13 protein-coding genes and 1 pseudogene are annotated in these 17,391 nt (G+C 71.4%); 6 read left to right on the plus strand and 8 right to left on the minus strand.

The features are described 5' to 3' along the window. The 4 genes and pseudogenes from NBX02_RS19575 to NBX02_RS19590 form a co-directional block, all read left to right on the plus strand. Window positions 1-477, plus strand: a pseudogene (locus NBX02_RS19575) (histidine kinase); the annotation flags it as partial. After that, window positions 474-896 (plus strand): roadblock/LC7 domain-containing protein, encoded by a 423-nt coding sequence (locus NBX02_RS19580; RefSeq protein ID WP_250286491.1) that lies wholly within the window; start codon window positions 474-476, stop codon window positions 894-896. The pseudogene NBX02_RS19575 and the gene NBX02_RS19580, both read left to right, overlap by 4 nt. A 25-nt stretch (window positions 897-921) precedes the next feature. Continuing rightward, the gene (locus NBX02_RS19585; protein ID WP_013875056.1) at window positions 922-1,281 is read left to right on the plus strand and encodes a DUF742 domain-containing protein; all 360 of its coding nucleotides are present in this window, start codon (window positions 922-924) and stop codon (window positions 1,279-1,281) included. Further along, complete coding sequence (locus NBX02_RS19590) at window positions 1,262-1,858, plus strand: ATP/GTP-binding protein (RefSeq protein WP_250286492.1); 597 nt, start codon at window positions 1,262-1,264, stop codon at window positions 1,856-1,858. The genes NBX02_RS19585 and NBX02_RS19590 overlap by 20 nt, the downstream gene beginning before the upstream one ends. A gap of 213 nt (window positions 1,859-2,071) precedes the next feature. Here the strand turns inward: NBX02_RS19590 and NBX02_RS19595 are convergent, their stop codons facing one another. From NBX02_RS19595 to guaB, 5 genes are all read right to left on the minus strand, one after another. Further along, entirely contained in the window at window positions 2,072-3,358 is a 1,287-nt protein-coding gene (locus NBX02_RS19595) for an ABC transporter substrate-binding protein (protein WP_445548538.1), read from the minus strand. 522 nt (window positions 3,359-3,880) lie between these two features. Then, window positions 3,881-6,808, minus strand: a complete 2,928-nt coding sequence (locus NBX02_RS19600; RefSeq protein ID WP_250292522.1) for a hypothetical protein — start codon at window positions 6,806-6,808, stop codon at window positions 3,881-3,883. A 320-nt stretch (window positions 6,809-7,128) separates the two neighbouring features. Then, window positions 7,129-8,385 (minus strand): hypothetical protein, encoded by a 1,257-nt coding sequence (locus tag NBX02_RS19605; RefSeq protein WP_250292523.1) that lies wholly within the window; start codon window positions 8,383-8,385, stop codon window positions 7,129-7,131. Between the two features lie 211 nt (window positions 8,386-8,596). Then, a complete protein-coding gene (locus tag NBX02_RS19610; RefSeq protein ID WP_250286465.1) occupies window positions 8,597-9,715 on the minus strand; it encodes a GuaB3 family IMP dehydrogenase-related protein in 1,119 nt (372 codons plus the stop codon). A 107-nt stretch (window positions 9,716-9,822) separates the two neighbouring features. Next, entirely contained in the window at window positions 9,823-11,373 is a 1,551-nt protein-coding gene (gene guaB / locus NBX02_RS19615; RefSeq protein WP_445548536.1) for an IMP dehydrogenase, read from the minus strand. A 502-nt stretch (window positions 11,374-11,875) separates the two neighbouring features. Here guaB and NBX02_RS19620 point away from each other — a divergent pair. Beyond that, a complete protein-coding gene (locus NBX02_RS19620; protein ID WP_445548537.1) occupies window positions 11,876-12,292 on the plus strand; it encodes a DUF5319 domain-containing protein in 417 nt (138 codons plus the stop codon). Window positions 12,293-12,660: 368 nt separating this feature from the next. On the opposite strand, the gene NBX02_RS19625 is transcribed toward NBX02_RS19620, so the two are convergent. Next, window positions 12,661-13,911 (minus strand): MerR family transcriptional regulator, encoded by a 1,251-nt coding sequence (locus NBX02_RS19625; protein ID WP_250286469.1) that lies wholly within the window; start codon window positions 13,909-13,911, stop codon window positions 12,661-12,663. A gap of 153 nt (window positions 13,912-14,064) precedes the next feature. Here NBX02_RS19625 and NBX02_RS19630 point away from each other — a divergent pair, with 153 nt between their 5' ends. Beyond that, window positions 14,065-14,397 carry a WhiB family transcriptional regulator gene (locus NBX02_RS19630; protein ID WP_013875065.1) on the plus strand — a complete coding sequence of 111 codons (333 nt, stop codon included), beginning with the start codon at window positions 14,065-14,067 and terminating at the stop codon, window positions 14,395-14,397. A 482-nt stretch (window positions 14,398-14,879) separates the two neighbouring features. Here NBX02_RS19630 and groL read toward each other — a convergent pair whose 3' ends face one another. Both groL and groES read right to left on the minus strand, forming a co-directional pair. Further along, window positions 14,880-16,520, minus strand: coding sequence for a chaperonin GroEL (groL, locus tag NBX02_RS19635; protein ID WP_250292525.1), 1,641 nt, complete (start codon window positions 16,518-16,520; stop codon window positions 14,880-14,882). A gap of 354 nt (window positions 16,521-16,874) precedes the next feature. After that, window positions 16,875-17,183: a co-chaperone GroES gene (gene groES, locus NBX02_RS19640; protein ID WP_043604033.1), complete on the minus strand. Its 309-nt coding sequence runs from the start codon at window positions 17,181-17,183 to the stop codon at window positions 16,875-16,877. Window positions 17,184-17,391 lie beyond the last annotated feature (208 nt).

Genomic DNA, 17,391 nt, shown 5'->3' on the forward strand with positions numbered 1-17,391 from the left:
CCGTCACCCTTCCCGGCGCCGGCCGGCCGGCCCGGGCTCCGGGGCCCGGCACCCGCCGACATCCCCGTGCCCGGCTGGTCGCAGGCCCCGGGAGAATCCCCGCTGCCGGCCACCGCGGCCGGCCCCGCCGACGCCCAGCCCGTTCCGTTGGCGAACCGCCAGGCGCCCGCCGCGCCGGATCCCCGGCCCGTGTCATGGTCGTCCGCGGCCGACGCCGGCTGGCGTGCCGCGGAAGCCGTCCGCCAGCCCGCCCCCGCCGGGACGACCCGCGCCGGTCTCCCGTTGCGTGTCCCGATGACGCACCTCGTACCTGGCAGCGCTGAAACCACATCACGGCGCCAGCCGGAGGGGGGCTCCCGCTCCCCGGAAGCGGTCGGTGGCCGGCTTGCCAGCTTCTACCAGGGCGTTCGGCAGGCCCGTGATGTCACCCAGGACACCCCCCACAGCTCTCGCCGAAACACCCAGGAGGAAATGTGACGCCCATGAGCTCAGACGCACAGAACCTCAACTGGTTGATCAACAATTTCGTCGAAAGAGTTCCCGGTGTCGCGCACACCGTGGTGGTTTCCGCGGACGGCCTGTTGCTGGCGGTCTCGGACGGCTTCCCACGTGACCGGGCGGACCAGTTGGCCGCCGTCGCGTCAGGCCTGGTGAGCCTGACCCAGGGCGCCGCCCGGGTTTTCGATGCGGGCAACGTGACACAGACGGTCGTCGAGATGGAACATGGGTTCCTGTTCATCATGGCGATCAGCGACGGGGCAAGTATGGCGGTTCTCGCCGCGCCGTCATGTGACATCGGGCTTGTGGGGTACGAGATGGCACTGCTGGTGACCCGGACCACGGATGTGCTCACTCCCGCGCTGCGAGCCGAGCTGCAGGGGATCCTTCCGCGGTGAACCGACAGGAGCACAGGGGGTCAGGGTGAGTACCGATCCCGCGAATACCCCGGGGCCGGTTGTCCGTCCCTACGCGATGACCGGTGGCCGGACGCGTTCACGATACGAACTCGCCATCGAGGCGCTTGTCGTCACAACGTCCTTTGGTGAAGAACGGGCAATCCAACTTGCCCTGGAACAACAGACAATCGCCGCCATGTGCCGGCAGGTGCGATCAGTTGCGGAGATCGCCGCCGGTCTGCGGGTTCCCCTCGGAGTCGCCAGGGTGCTGGTCGGTGACATGGCGGACGAAGGTTACGTCCGGGTACACCAACAACCCGACCGCGACGAGGCGCCGGACCTCGCGCTGCTCGAAAGGGTGCTCAGTGGCCTTCGCAAGCTCTGACCGGAGGCGGGTCAACTCCTCCGTCGCCACTACTTCGGTCAAGATTGTCGTTGCTGGTGGTTTCGGCGCCGGCAAGACGACTTTTGTCGGCTCGGTGTCCGAGATCGTTCCGCTGCGGACCGAGGCGGTCATGACCGAGGCGGGGGCGCACGTCGACGACCTGACCCACATCTCCGACAAGACGACGACCACGGTCGCAATGGACTTCGGCCGGGTCTCCCTGGACGAGGATCTGATCCTCTATCTGTTCGGCACGCCGGGACAGTACCGGTTCTGGTTCATGTGGGACGACATCGTGCGGGGCGCCATCGGTGCCATCGTCCTGGCCGACACCCGGCGGCTCGCCGACTGTTTCGCGGCCGTGGACTACTTCGAACAGCGGCAGTTGCCATTCGTCGTCGGGGTGAACTGTTTCGACGGGATCCTGCGGCATTCCATAGACGACGTCCGGGAAGCCCTGCAGATCAACCCGAGCATACCGATCATCACCTGCGACGCGCGTAACCGCCACTCGACGAAAAGCGCGCTGATCGCGGTGGTCGAGCACACGATGTCACGAGCGGTGGCCAGGACCTGATCCTCCATCCGGGCCGCACCGGCCCGGCGTGACACGTCGTCCTCGTGATGGCCCAGGCCTGCGGCCCCGGCCCGGTCCACCACGGCCGCGGGCTGTTCCTCCGGACCAAGGACAGGCACACGAGGGACAGCGCCCGGCTCTGTCGCACCGAGCGGGCCCGGTGCGACAGAGCCGGGCGCCAGGGGGCGGACCGGATCGAGCGGGTGGCTGTTCTCAGGGCCCCTGGACAACCCTGCTGTACGGCAGCAGCCGCCCTGGCTGCGCGGCAATGTTACTGATCGATTCGTCGCCGACGATGACCAGACTGTAGCCGGCGCCCGCCGTCCGCCACTGGCCCCCGACCAGAGGCGTCTTCGCCACGTTCTTGGGAATGTCGGCCGAGCCGCCGAAACCGACCTCCCCCACGATCGTGTTCGCACGCAGCTTCCCGATCGCCGCCGCCAGGCCCGCCCGGTCGTCAGGCGAGCCGACCTGGGCCAACGCCTCCGTGGCGAGTTCGTAGAGCGCGTGCACGAAGCCGAGGGTCTGCACCCAGGGGGAACCGGTCTTGTCCGTGAAGTCCTTGGCCAGCGTGGCCGGGGTGGCCCCCGTCAACGAGCTCTTGAACCGGTGGAAGGGCGACCACCAGACCTCGGTACCGAGATTGTTGCCCTCCTGGCCGAGGGCCTGGACCGAGCCCGGGAACAGCAGCCCCTTGGCGACCGTGACAATCTTCGGGCTGAAGTCCTTCGCCGCCGCCTGCTTCCAGAAGGTCTGGAAGTCCGCCGGCGTCAGCACGCCGGTCAGGATGTCCACGCCGGCCCGCTTGAGCACGTCCAGCTGGATGGTGAAGTCCGGCGTCCCGGCGGGGAAGGAGGGAGGCTTCACCAGCGTGTAGCCCCCGGCGGTTATGGCCGGCGGGAAGCCGATGGTCTCGTCGGCGAACGTTCTGCCGTCGGAGTCGTCCGGCCAGAGCGCACCGACCTTCTTGTTGGTGGGCAACTGGCCCCACATGTTCCGGTAGACCCTGGTCACGTCCTCAAGGCCCCAGAAGAAGTGGTAGGTCCACTTGAACGGACGGGCCGGGTCGCCACCACGCCCGTTGAACCATGACTGCCAGGGGGCGGCCGTGGAGATGCACGGTATCTCGTTCGCCTCGCACTGGTCCGAGACCGGGTTGGTGGTCTCCGGTGTGGAGGCGACGAGGACGATGTCCACCCGGTCGGTGTAGATCAGGTCGTCGGCGGCCTGGGCCGCGCGGTTCTGGTCGGACTGGCTGTCCCGGACGATGATCTCAACCGGATAGGTGCGCGCGCCGATGGTCATTCCGCCCTGGCGCTGGAAGAAGGCCCGGATGGTGTCGGTGACGTACCTGTCCGCGGCACCGAAGGCGGACAGCGCCCCCGTCTGCGGGCTCACATAGCCGATCCTGATGACCCGCTTCGCCTTCGCCCCGCTCCCGGAGCCACCGCAGGCGGCAAGGGGAACCCCGGCGGTCGCCACGCCGGCCAGGGTCAGCAGTGTGCGCCGGCTGAGGAAACGCCCACCGGCATCACCGGAGCGGCCTGCGGCGGCGGGGGGTGCGCCGGGGGGAACCTGCTGGGAGACCTGATCCTGCTTCCTCCCCGCGACGGGCTCCGCCGTCGGCGCCCGGGATTCCCGCCACGGCGGCGGAACCGGTGCGGGAGGCCCGACGAGTGACCCGGAAGGCCCGGGAAACCCACGGGGCTCGGAAGACTCGCTTCCCCGGGCCGCGGCAGGCGGCCCGCCCGGGCCGGCCGCTTCGGGGCCGTCGGTATCCGACACTGCGTCGAGGCGTCCCTGTCCGGCGTGTGTCGGGCGGTCAGAGTGGAGCATGAGTCCTGATCCTGCCGCACGCTGGTTCAAACCCGGGCACTGGGTCCCGGTCGACACGCAGCAGACCAGACCGGGGACGGAAGGTTTCTCCTTCGGCCCACCCGTCGGGGCCGGCGGGAGCAGGCTCCGACGGGTGGGGATACCGGCCGGAGAACATATGATCGCGGTTTTTCCCGGACCCGGAGTCTAGTTGATCGCACACCACCGGTTCGATCCGTCCTTGAAGGTCAGGAAACCGCCGTCCTTCCCGGCGTCGCCAGCGCCCGCCCGGTTGATGAACAGCGCCTTGATGTTCTTGAGTGGACCGTCGGCGAACTGGATATCGGCAAAAATCACGCTGTCGGTACTCAGGCTGTTCTTTGTGATCGAGTAGGTGCCCTGCTGGTCGTCCCAGCGATAGCTGCCGCTCTCGCGTGGCACGACGAGCCTGTTCGGCAGTGCCGTGGACGCCTGGGAGTTCCGGCTGCCGGCCGAGGCGGCCCCGTCGGCCGGCGGGTCACCGTCGGCCGTCCGATAGCAGCGGTAGGTGCCGTCGACCAGCGCCCGGCCGGCCGTGGCGTCCGGATTGCTCGTCGCCGGCGTCGACGCGCCCCCGGACGCGGACGCCGCGGCGGTGGCGCCGGGATCCACCCGGGCGTCCGGAGCCCCCGTTGCGGAATCCTCCGTCCCGCCCGACAGCAGGGCGTACAGCCCGAACGCCACCAGGGACACCAGTACCGCGACAATCAACGGGCCGGTCCACCCGTGCCGGTAGCGCGCCAGCAGCCCCGCGCCGAAGCCGCCGCCATCATCGATGTCGTCGTCCGCGTCGTCGATGTCGTCGATGTCGTCACCGGGATCCGGCTCACCCCGCCGGCTGACCGGCCGGCCGGCCGCACGTTTCACGGCCCCGGACGCCGTCGAACGCTGCTCAGGCCCTCGTGCCCCGGTGTCCCTGGAAGCGCCGCCCGGGGAGGAGGCCCGTGCCGTCACCGTACCCGGCCGGCCCGTCTTCTTACGGACAGAACTGGACGGCTTCCAGCCCTCGTCGTCATCGGGACCGGTGTCACGCGAGCCGGTGTCACGCGAGCCGGTGTCACGCGAGCCGGTGTCACGCGAGCCGGTGTCACGCGAGCCGGTGTCACGCGAGCCGGTGTCACGCGAGCCGGTGTCACGCGAGCCGGTGTCACGCGAGCCGGTGTCCGGCACGGACCCGATCCTCGACAGCGTCGCGGTCATCTCCGACAGCGGTTGTCCCAGCACCCCGGGTGGCACGGTTGGAGGCGACGGCATATTGTCACGCGACGTCCTTGGCCGTACGGCGTCAGTGACCCTCGGCACGATATCGGTGCGTTCCACCGGCCCGGCGGCGGAGGACGCCGCGGCAGGGTCCGCGAAGGCCGCCTCGCCTGGCAGGCCGCCCCCGGGCGTCCTGGCTCCGGACATCGCCGACGGTGGCCGGGGGGCGGTACGTGAATGCGTCCGGGCGGGAGCGGGCGGCTCAGCCCTGGTGGCCGCGGCCTGGCCCCGGTAGGCGGGCGGGAGAAGCACGGCCCGGTCGTTGCCGCCGCCCGCTCTCCCGGCGGCCGGCCGGGGTGCGCCAGGAGCGGACGGCGCGCCGTCGTTCACGCCGGCACCGCGGACGAGGGCCCGAGCGGCCCCGGAACCGGGATATCCGCCCGCTCCGTAGCCGTTCGGAACCGGGCTGCCGGCTGGGGTGGCCGGGCCCCCGTCCAGGGGGCCGCCCTGGTCGGGAGGCAGCGGGTTCGGCCCGGCAGGGGACAGCCGTCCGCGGCCGTGGGGCTGTGCCGCCCGGAACGGGTCGCCCGTCAGGTAGGAAGTCGATCCGTCCCCCGGCCCGGCGCTGTCCGGCTGGCGGGGCAGGAGCTCACGATCATTTCCCATGAGCGACGGGTAACCGGCCTGATGGCCTGTCGGCCCGTAACCGTTCGGACGACCGCTTCCGTAACGGTCCCCGAAACCGCCGGAGCCCGGCGCGCCGTTACCGGTGGAGCCGGGGCCGCCGTACCCGGCCGGGCCACGGGCCGGTGCCGGGCCTGCGCTCCCCCCGAAACCGCCGTCCGGCGGCATACCCACCGGCGGTAGGGATGCCGGTGGTACCGCCGCAGGTGGCAGGGATGCCGGTGGTACGGCAGCCCGGGGCATGGCGGCCGGGAGCACCCGGCCGGGCGGTGGCTGCGCGCCACCGGGCCGACGGTCGTCCGGCCGCCCGGTGGCGCCCGTGTCGAACAGGCGCTGGCCGGGCTGGCCAGCAGCGAAAAAAGAGCTGCCCGCGGGCGGGGGGGCGGGCCTGTCGTCACGCGGACGAGTCCGATAACCGTCGGTGGAGCTGCGGGTATCGGGGTGCTGCGGAGCGAAGCCACGCAGCACGCCGGGCTGATAGTTGTTCGGCCCGGCGCCACTCCCGCTCGCCGGCCCCGGAGCGGACTGCCAGGGATGGCCGGTGCTCTGGCCGGCGGCGCTCTGGCCGGCGGTGCTCTGGCCGGCGGTGCTCTGGCCGGCGGCGCTCTGGCCGGCGGCGCTCTGGCCGGCGGCGCTCTGGCCGGCGGCGCTGCCATAACCAGTGAATCCGTCAGCGCCGCCGGGCGCACCGACGTCACGCTGGGTGACACCGACGCGATCGCCGCCTTCCACGGACAGCCCCCAGCGCCCACTGCCGTAGCCGCCGGTCGTGCCTGCCGCGGGGTCACCACCACTCGGCAGCCAGCCGGGCCGCGGATCGGGTGGAGGAGCCTGGAGCGGAGGAGCCGGCTGGAGCGGAGGAGCCGGCTGGAACGGATAGGCGGGCAGCACCGGCCGCTCATGGCCGGCGGAGACGTCGAACGGGTCGGGGGCGGGGAAAGGACGGTCGCGCCACCCCTGGCCGGCTGGATCCTGGGCGCCGGATCTGTCCGGAACCGGCGGGACGGACGGCTGGGAGCGGTCATCGGCCTCCCCGACCCGCTCGACCGCGAAGAAGTCGTCCGCGCGTCGGCCCGGTACGCCGGAACGGCCCGTGGGGCCGGTCACCGGGCTGCCCGCGTCACCGGCTGCCGTCGATGGACGCCGCGCCCCGGCGACGGCGTCCCACGCCCACGCGTCATCGCCACTCGGCCAGAGCCCGTCGGTGGGCATGTCCTGCCCCCCAGGTCCAGGTAGTCGTCCGGGTAAAGGGCGTAGGCCGTGCCCGACGGATACTCGCCCGCACGGGTGGCACCCAGGCGAACACCTGTCGTGTTGTTGTCGTCACCGATAGCTCCGCTATTGCACGCCCCCGATCCGCCGTTCCGCGCCGTACGGGGGCCTCGCCACCCTCCGCCCCACCTGAGACTACCTGGGTCACCGTCCGCATCGATCAACATCCATCAGGGACGGCCCAGACGCCCGCGAAAGCCCGCACGCCACGAAACACCGGAAATATGGACGAATACAGCCTACAGCACAGCTCGCCGTCATCAGACGCTCACGCACTGGTCGGAGATCTCCTGAACGATCCTTGTCGTCTCCGGCGAGTTCACGTTCTTGTTGAACTGCTCGTACTGGTCCTGCGGATAGTTGGCCTCCAGCCTCTCCAGCGTGCACGCGCAGTAGGCCTGTAGCCCGTGGCTGATCTGCACGCACTCCCGCAGATAGTCCGCGCGCAGCGACTCGCTGTACCGCGCGGGCCGGGCGGGCACCGTACCTGGCGGAGCGCCCTCGACGGTGTTGACGGGCGTGTCGGCCACGGCGTCCCCGTCGCTCCCGCCCAGCGCCAGATAGCCGCCGAGGCCGATCAGGAGCAGCACCACCACCGCGGCGGCGATCAGCACCTGACGCGGTAACGCCGCGACGGACGACAGGCGCCGGGTCAGCGACCGGCTCGCCCCCGAGGTGGCCCGGTTCGTCCCCGGCGTGGTGCTGTCACCGCCCGCGCCGGGCCGGAGCGCTGCCAGCCGGCCACCGGCCCGGCGCTTGCGGTGCTGCCGGTGCGCGCCGGTCGAGGCCCGCGGCGGGGAGCCCAGGATGGTGGCGGCGGTGTCGGCGCCGGGCGGGCCGCCGCCCTGGGAGGGCCCGAGCGCAATGACGTCCACCACACCGAACGGCTCGGACAGCCCCCGGGCACTGGCACCGGCCGACGTGATCTCCCCCGCGCTCGGGGCGACGACAGTGCTGAAGGTGGAGGTGCCTACCGCGCCGAAGGCCGTCGGGGCGTCGGCGGCCGTTGCCGGCCCCGTCCCCGGGTCGCCGGCCCGGAGCGGGTAGCTCTCCCAGGCGGGCCCACCCGTGGCCACGGCCGTGATGTCCATCCCGCCCGTGTTGGCCAGGATGTCAGCGTCCCGCGACGAGATGCCGTCCTGGGGCGGCCAGCCCTCCGGCCCGCTCGGCCGCGGGGTGTCGACAGCCGCCTGCGGGCTTCGCGAGCCACCGTCCGGCCCCGGGGCCGGCCCCGAGCGGGCCGCGTCCGGCGACAGCGTCCCGTCCAGGACGGACCAGCCCGACGTGTCCAGCGCCAGGTAGCCCGGCGCGAACTCCCCGGTCGTGGCGGCCGCGGTATAGCCACCGGCACCGGCGCCGGCGCCACCGGTGACACCGGCACCGCCCGAACCGGCGGCGGAACCGGTGGTCGTGGACTCGGTGGTGTACGCCGCTGACGGCTGCCACGTCTGGGCCACCTCGTCCCAGACGTACGAACCATCATCGCTGACCCAGCGACCGTGCTCGTCGATGCGCATGTGTCATCCTTCGGACCAGAACAGACGGTTCCAGGGTGCCATGCTGCCCGAAGTGAGCTTCACCGGAGGTCACGAGGATTTTCCGGGTGGGCCCGGAAACGGCCGTCATGCCACCGGAAGCGGACTTCACCCAGTTGCGCAGCCGGCCCGGAACGTCCGCGACAGTTCCGGCCAGGGGCAGGCGGACGGTGCGGGAGAGGCCGGCGGCGGGTCAGCGGAGCGACGCGGTGACCAGCACGTCGGCCTTCTGCAGCTCCTTGAGCGTCGCGTAGCCGGTCGTGGCCATCGCGGTCCGCAGCGCCCCGGCGAGGTTGAGCGTGCCGGGGTTCACCGACGCGGGGCCCAGCAGGATCTCCCGCAGCGTCCCGGCGGCCGCGACCGGTTCCCAGGTGCCTCGCGGCAGGCGGGAGTGCAGCAGGTCCATGGACCAGTAGCCGCCGCGCCCGGGTGCCTCGGCGGCGGCGGCCAGCGGCGTGTCGAGCATGACCGCGTCGGCCCCGCAGGCGATGGCCTTGGCGATGTCCCCGCCGGTGCGCACACCTCCGTGCGCGATGACGTGGACGTACCGGCCACCGGACTCGTCCAGGTAGCGCATGCGCGCGCCGGCCGCGTCCGCGATCGCGGTCGCCATCGGGACGCCGACCCCGAGCACCGCCCTGGTCGTGTCCGCGCCGCCGGGGCCGACCCCGACGATCACCCCGGCGGCCCCGGTGCGCATCAGGTGCAGGGCGGTCGAGAAGGACGCGCACCCGCCCACCAGCACGGGCACGTCGATCTCGCCAATGAACCGCTTGAGGTTCAGCGGCTCGGTCCGTCTCGACTGGTGCTCAGCCGAGACCGCCGTCGCGTGGATGACGAGCAGGTCGACCCCGGCCTCGAGCAGAAACGGGTACAGCGCGTCGACCCGCTGGGGGCGCAGCGCGGCGGCCGCGACCACACCGGAGTCCCGGATCTCCGTCAGCCGTTTGACGACCAGCTCGGGCCGGATCGGCGCGGTGTAGAGCTCCCGCAGCCGCCGGCCGGCCGCGTCCGGGCCGAGGGTGGCGATCTCCGCCAGCAGCGGCTCCGGCTCCTCGTGCCGGCTCCACAGCCCTTCGACATGGACGATGCCGAGGCCGCCGAGGGCGCCCAGCTCGACCGCGGTGGCTGGCGAGGTCACCGCGTCCGCGGGCGCGCTCACCACCGGCAGGTCGAAACGGTAGGCGTCGATCTCCCAGGTCAGCGAGACGTCCGCGGGGTCGCGCGTGCGCCTCGACGGCACGATGCCCAGCGCGTCCAGGCCGAAGCCGACCCGGCCGCTCTTACCGATACCGATCTCGACCTCAGCCACTGTGTCCTCTCACGGCGTCACCGGGTTCTCCCGACGGCAGCATCCTCCCCTCGGCATCACCGGCGCCGTCCCCTAGCGGGGTCACCGGTGATGTCCTCCCGGCGGTGTTACCGCGAGTTGTAGTTCGGTGCTTCGACGGTCATCTGGATGTCGTGCGGGTGGCTCTCCTTCAGGCCCGCGGCGGTGATGCGCACCAGCCGGGCGTCCCGTTGCAGGGCGGCGATCGTCGGCGAGCCGGTGTACCCCATGGCCGCCCGCAGGCCGCCGACGAGCTGGTGGGCCACCGCGGCCAGCGGCCCCCGGTACGGGACCTGCCCCTCGATGCCCTCCGGTACGAGCTTGTCGTCGGAGAGGACGTCGTCCTGGAAGTAGCGGTCCTTCGAGTAGGAGGTGGTGGTGCCCCGGCTGCGCATCGCGGCCAGCGACCCCATCCCGCGGTACGCCTTGTACTGCTTGCCGTTGATGAAGATCAGCTCGCCGGGGCTCTCGTCGACGCCGGCCAGCAGGCTGCCGAGCATCACCGTGTCCGCCCCGACCGCGATCGCCTTGGCGATGTCCCCGGAGTACTGCATCCCACCGTCGCCGATCACCGGGATGCCGTGCTCCCGGGCGACCTGTGCGCACTCGTAGATCGCGGTGACCTGGGGTGCGCCGACCCCGGCCACCACCCGCGTGGTGCAGATCGAGCCGGGCCCGACCCCCACCTTGATGGCGTCGGCGCCCGCCTCCACCAGCGCGCGGGCGCCGTCCGCGGTCACGACGTTGCCGGCGATGACGTCGAGGGGGCTGCCGTCTGCCCTGGTCGGCAGGTCGGCCTTGACGCGGCGCACCATGTCCAGCACCGCCCGGGAGTGGCCGTGGGCGGTGTCGACGACCAGGAAGTCGACCGCCGCGCGCACCAGGGCCTGGGCGCGCTTGTAGGCGTCCTCCCCCACCCCGACGGCGGCGCCGACCACCAGCCGGCCGTCGGCGTCCTTGGTCGCCCGCGGGTACTGCTCGCGCTTGGTGAAGTCCTTGACGGTGATCAGCCCGCGCAGGCGGTCCCGGTCGTCCACCAGGGGAAGCTTCTCGATCTTGTGCTGCCGCAGCAGGGCCAGGGCGTCATCGGCCGACACGCCCACCGGCGCCGTGACGAGCGGCATCGGCGTCATTACTTCACGTACCGACCGGGAATAGTCACGCTCGAACCGGATGTCGCGATTGGTCACGATGCCGACGAGCCGGCCGTCGGGCTCGGTCACCGGGACGCCGGATATCCGGTACCGGGCCATCAGCTCGTTGGCCTCGTCAATGGTGGCGTCCGGGCCGCAGGTGACCGGAGCGGTGATCATTCCTGATTCGGAACGCTTCACCATGTCGACCTGCTGCGCCTGGTCGTCCACGGAAAGATTCCGGTGCAGCACGCCCACCCCGCCCTGGCGGGCCATCGCGATCGCCATCCGCGACTCGGTGACGGTGTCCATCGCCGAGGACAGCAGCGGAATGGCGAGCCGGATATGGCGGGACAACCACGTGGACGTGTCCGCCTCCGAGGGCATGACGTCCGATTCCGCCGGGAGCAGCAGTACGTCGTCGAAGGTCAGCCCCAGCGTGGCCAGCTTCGTTGGCAGCACCGGCTCCGGATCAGACACGGCCGGCCGGACAATGGGACTGTTCATGGCACCTTCCGTTCACGCTTCGTTGTTCGCCATGCCGGTACCGCACCCGCACGGCACTTCCCGACCGTGCCTTGCTTGCCTGCCTTCCCCGCCGTTGCCGCCTGCCTTCCCGGCCGTTGCCCTCAGCCTTCTCGGCCGCGGGCCGCCCGGCCGTGGCTCTCCCGGCCGTCGTCTTCCCGGCCCGGCGCGGGCGGCGCGGGCGGCGGGCCGCCCGGAGCGGGCGGCCATCAGCGGGCGGCCATCAGTACGAGGTTCAAGCTTTACATGCTAGGCCAAAGAGTCCACGATCATGACTTTTCACGTGTCCGGAGACGTCAGGGACGCGGCCTGGCCAAAGGCGTCGTGGCCGCGGGCTTCACAGGGCATACTGATCATTCCTCGGGGCCGGCCGCGATAGCGCGTACTCGAAACGGTCCGTAGCCTCGGTAAAGAGGCGATACGGGCACACATCAGCGTCTGGAGTCGCCGATCGGGACCACTAAGGGGCCCGGTCCGGCGTAGCGTGGTCGGCGTGAGCAACGAGCCTCTCGACCCGTTCGCGGACGACCCCGAGGATCCGACCGCAGAACTCGCCCGCCTGGACCCGGCCGAGGACACCGATCTGCTGGAGCCTCTGTCGCCGCAGGAACGCGAGGAGGTGCTCGCCGAACTCGGCGATCTCGATGTTTTCCGGACCCTGCTGGAACCCCGCGGCTACCGCGGTCTCGTCGTCGACTGCGAAGGATGCGCGGAACCGCACTTCTTCAGCTGGGATCTCCTCACCGGCAATCTGCGCCATCTGCTCGACGAGGGACGCACCCGGGTGCACGAGCCCGCATACGCCCCGGACCCCTCCTGTTACGTCAGCTGGGACTACGCACGCGGCTACGCCGACGGTGTCTACGAGACGAGCGAGGCCTCCGAAGCCGACTCCCGCTGACCACCCTCTCTCTTCCCCTTCTTCCCGCTTCCCTTGCTCCTGCTTCCCTTGCTCCCGGTCTCCCCCTGATCGCCCCGGTGTGTCCCCGCCCGGGCCTGCGAGCGCTCACGGCGGCGCGAGCCCGCCGCCGGCACAGCATCGGATCCGCCTCCTCGCGCATATGCCCGCTCGCCTCGCCTCGCCTCGCCTCGCCCCGCCAACGGCGGCCCGTCCGCCGGAAACACCGGTCAGGTAATGCCGGCCGGGTAACGGGACAGCGGCGAAGTCAGCGGACGTTCCGCCGCTTCGCCCAGGAGAGCCGCCGCTTCGCCCGGGAAACCGATCCCTTGCCCAAGGGAGCTGTTTCTTCCCTCAAAGGAGCTTTTTCTTCACCCAGGGGAAGGGGTGAGGAGGTCGAGCGCCTCGGGCAGGGACTGCGCGCGGCGGACCCGCGGCGCGACGATCGTCCTGTGCCAGCCGGGACCCCCCACCACGATCGACGTCGACGGCCGGGTCGTCGGTAACCCGCGCCACACCCGCACGTCCGCCGAAGCCCGGCGCTGGGACCAGAGGAACACCGCGGCCGGGCCGGTGCGTACGACCGCGGTCCGCAGCGCGGCGGCCGGTACCGCGGCACCGAGGACACGGGCGGGTATCCCCCGCTCGGCCAGCCCGGCCGCGACCGCGTTGAGGGCGAGGCTGTGCCGCTCGTCCGGGGTGCACGCGAGCAGCACCGGACGGGCGTGGGCGCCCACGTCACGGTCTGCCACCCGGCGGAAGACCGCCGCGACGCACTCGCTGAGCAGATGCTCGACGTCGACCGCGTCACCACGCAGCTCCCAGCGCCGGCCGACGGCGACGAGCACCGGGCACGCCAGGTCCTGCCAGGCCGCGACCACGCCGTCGGCCTCGACCGCCTGGGCCAGGATGCGGGTCACCGCGGACGAGTCGAGCGCCATGGCCGCGCGGGCGAGGCCGCGGGCAGCGATGCCGGCGCCCGCCAGCGACAGCACCCGGCCGCCTGACCCTCTCGCTTCGGTCACGCGGCCCGTTTCGGTCACGCGGCCGGGCCCGGCCATGGCTGCCGCCGAGTCGTCCGCCGGATCGGCAGCACCCGTCACCAGGTCGTCGACATCCGCCGCCGGGAACATCCCAGCGCCAGCCGCCGGACCGGTGATGACGGCGGGCGCTGAGACGTTCCCAGCGGCGCCGCGGCCGTCGCCGGAGGAGATCGCGACCACGACGGGCCGGCCGGTACGCGGCTGATCGGCTTCCTGGGTGTCAGGCTCGCCCGGCCGGTCGGAGCTGACTACGGAGTGTGTCTCGTTCTCGACCTGTCGCAGTGGCGCCGGCCACTGCGGTTCCGGCAGGTCCTCGGGAAGCGCGCTCCTGGCCAGGCGGGCCGCCTCCGCCGGCGCGATCCCGGCCTGGGTGAGACGGCACATGAACTCCAGCCGGGCCAGGTCGTGTGGGTCGTACCTGCGACGGGTACCGGAAACATGGTCGGCCGGACCGAGCCCGTACCGGCGGTTCCAGGTACGCAGGGTAGCGGGCGCGATGCCCAGCCGTCGGGCAACCGCGGCGACGGTGTACCGCGGATTGTGCTCCGCCGGGTCCGGGGAGGGGGTCACAGCGCTCATGGTGGCTCTCGGCGACCGTACCCACAACTTGGCGACGAACCGGCTCCGAACGACTACGTGCCGAGTGGTTCTCAGTGTTGAACAACATATGGCGCGGTACTACGGTGTAGCTGCGGCGCCAGCCGCCCATGGTTGAGAGGGGGGCTCAGGCCGATGACCGACGTCCGACGACTTCCAGGCCCCGGTGCCGAGAAGTGGGAGTGGCAGCTTCACGGCGCCTGCCGTGGGGAGAGCACCGAGCTCTTCTTCCATCCCGAAGGGGAGCGGGGCCCGGCCCGCGCGGCCCGTGAGGCGGCCGCCAAGGCTGTCTGCGCGCGGTGTCCCGTGATCCAGGCATGCGCGGAGCACGCCCTGCAGGCCCGTGAGCCCTACGGGGTGTGGGGCGGGCTCAGCGAGTCCGAGCGGGAGGCCATCCTGACCGGCCGAACGCGGCGCGGAGCGGGGCGGCACAGCCCGGCCCGCCCGGGGCTCGCCCCGGCGTGCTGAGCGTGCCGGGGCATCCGTGACCACATCCGGGACGACCGCCGCGGCCACGATCACGGCGGTCGCCGGGGCGGGCCGGTGCCCGCGGTGTCCGCGTTCTCGTGACGAGATGTACGGACAAGGTGGCCCCACCGGGTGGACCACCCGCGATGTGTGACCGCGTCGCCGCGAAGACCCACGGCGAACGCGTCAGAGGCCCGACAGGACGGTCGGTGTCGTCCTGTCGGGCCTCTGACGCGTGTTCACGATGTCGTCTTCGTGCTCACGATGTCATCTTCACAGTGCCCTCCCCGGGCCGTCCCCGGGCCGTCCCCGGGCCGTCCGCGGCGTTCCCGTACGCCGGCTCGTCCCGCCCCGCGGGCCCTTTACCGGTAACTCCTTACCGGTAAAGGGCCCGCGTATCGATCAGAGCCCGTACCGCGCGGGCCGCTCGAGCTGTGCGCCCGGTGGATGCGGCCTACGGCCGTGGGCGGGCTGTGAACGGGTCAGAACGCCGGCCCGTGCGAGTGCGCGTGCCCGCCGTGGCTGTGGCCGGCGGCCTCCGTCTGGGGCTTGGCCGGCTTCTCCGTGATCAGGCTCTCGGTCGTGATGAGCAGCGCGGCGATCGACGCGGCGTTCACCACGGCCGACCGGGTCACCTTCACCGGGTCGACCACGCCGTCCGCGATCAGGTTGGTGAACTCGCCGCGGGCGGCGTTGAAACCGCTGCCGACCGGCTGCTCCCTGACCTTGGAAACGATCACTGCCCCTTCGTGACCGGCGTTGCGGGCGATCCAGTTCAGCGGGGCATCGAGCGCGTCCCGCACGATGCGCACCCCGGCCAGCTCGTCCCCGGTGCGGCCCAGGCCGTCGTCGAGTACCGCGGACGCGTGCAGCAGAGCCGACCCGCCACCGGCGACGATGCCCTCCTCCACCGCGGCGCGGGTGGCCGAGACAGCGTCCTCCAGACGGTGCTTCTTCTCCTTGAGCTCGACCTCGGTGGCCGCGCCGACCCTGATCACCGCGACCCCGCCGGCGAGCTTGGCGACCCGCTCCTGGAGCTTCTCGCGGTCCCAGTCCGAGTCGGTGGCCTCAATCTCGCCGCGGAGCTGGCGGACCCGGTCGGCGACGCTGGTCTCGTCCCCGGAGCCGTCGATGATGGTCGTGCTGTCCTTGTCGACGACGATCCGGCGGGCCCGGCCGAGGTCGTCCAGGCCGACGGAGTCGACCTTCAGGCCGACCTCGGGCGCGACGACCTGCCCGCCGGTGAGCACGGCGATGTCCTGCAGGATCGCCTTGCGCCGGTCGCCGAAGCCGGGAGCCTTCACCGCGACGACCTGGAAGGTCTTGCGGATGGCGTTGACGACCAGCGTCGAGAGCGCCTCGCCCTCGACGTCCTCGGCGATGATCAGCAGTGGCTTGTGGGCCTCCACCACCTTCTCGAGCAGCGGGAGGATGTCGCTCAGCGCGCTGATCTTGCCGGGGTGCAGCAGCACGTAGGCGTCCTCAAGGACGGCCTCCATGCGGTCGGCGTCGCTGACGAAGTACGGGGAGATGTAGCCCTTGTCGAACTGCAGCCCCTCGGTGAGCTCGAGCTCCAGGCCCAGGGTCTGGCTCTCCTCGACGGTGATCACACCGTCCTTGCCGATCCGGTCGATCGCCTCGGCGATCAGCTCGCCGACCTTCGTGTCCTGCGCCGAGATGGCCGCGACATGGGCGATGACCTCTTTCGAGTCGACCTCGATGGCCTGCTCCAGCAGCGCCTTCGAGACGGCCTCGGCGGCGGCCTCGATACCGGCCTTGAGCGACAGCGGCGGCACCCCGGCCACCACCTGGCGCAGACCGTGGCGGACCAGCGCCTGCGCGAGGACGGTGGCGGTGGTGGTGCCGTCGCCGGCGACGTCGTTGGTCTTGGTAGCGACTTCCTTGGCGAGCTGCGCCCCCAGGTTCTCGTTGGGGCTGGTCAGCTCGACCTCGCGCGCGATCGTCACCCCGTCATTGGTGATCGTCGGCGCGCCGTAGGACTTGTCGATGACGACATTGCGGCCGCGCGGGCCGATCGTCACCTTCACAGCGTCCGCGAGGGCGTTCACGCCATGCTCAAGGGCATGGCGGGCGTCCTCGCTGAACAACAGGATCTTGGGCATTTAGGTGGTCCTCCCGAACCGGCTCAGGGCGTGCCCTGGAATCCCTTCGGGCCCCCGGGCACGCGCGGAAAGCCGTGATCGTGCACCCTGGTGGCCCTGGGCCGTGTCCGGTGGATCGTCAGATCGCGCGAACCGGCGCCTGGACGACGGCCGTCCGCATCGACCGATGCCCACCGGGCATGGCCCGATGGCAAGCGGGCGTGTTTCGCCGATCCGGACGAACAGCCGCATACGGACACATGCGGACCGGATGCGTGTGGACGAATACGGACGAGCACAGTCGAGCACAGCCGCATATCGTCCGAATACCGTCCGGGCTGGCGAAACACGCCCTTGAGGATCCTTGCCGGATACCTACTTCTCGATGATCGCCAGAACGTCGCGAGCGGAGAGAACCAGGTACTCCTCGCCGGCGTACTTGACCTCGGTGCCGCCATACTTGCTGTACAGCACGACATCGCCGACCTTGACGTCGAGCGGGACCCTCTTGCCGTCCTCGAAACGGCCCGGGCCCACCGCGAGGACGGTGCCCTCCTGTGGCTTCTCCTTGGCCGTGTCCGGGATCACGATGCCCGACGCGGTGGTCTGCTCGGCGTCGGACGGCTGTACGACAATGCGATCTTCGAGCGGCTTGATCGCAACCTTGGTGGCGGTCGTCACGATCGACCTCCCCCTTCCTGCGCTGGATGAGAGAGCGACCCTGGCGGCCTGCCGTCGCGGGTGAACAGGCGCCTGTCGTCGCTGGCACTCTCACGTGCCGAGTGCCAACTTAGCACCCGCCCCGCCCACGTCAACCAACACGGTCAGAACTGTCAAGAGCGGTCCGCGCGACGGCGGGAGCACGACGGGACCACGGCGGACGGCAGCGGGA

Source organism: Protofrankia sp. CiP1_Cm_nod1, assembly GCF_920888515.1.
Lineage (GTDB): Bacteria > Actinomycetota > Actinomycetes > Frankiales > Frankiaceae > Protofrankia.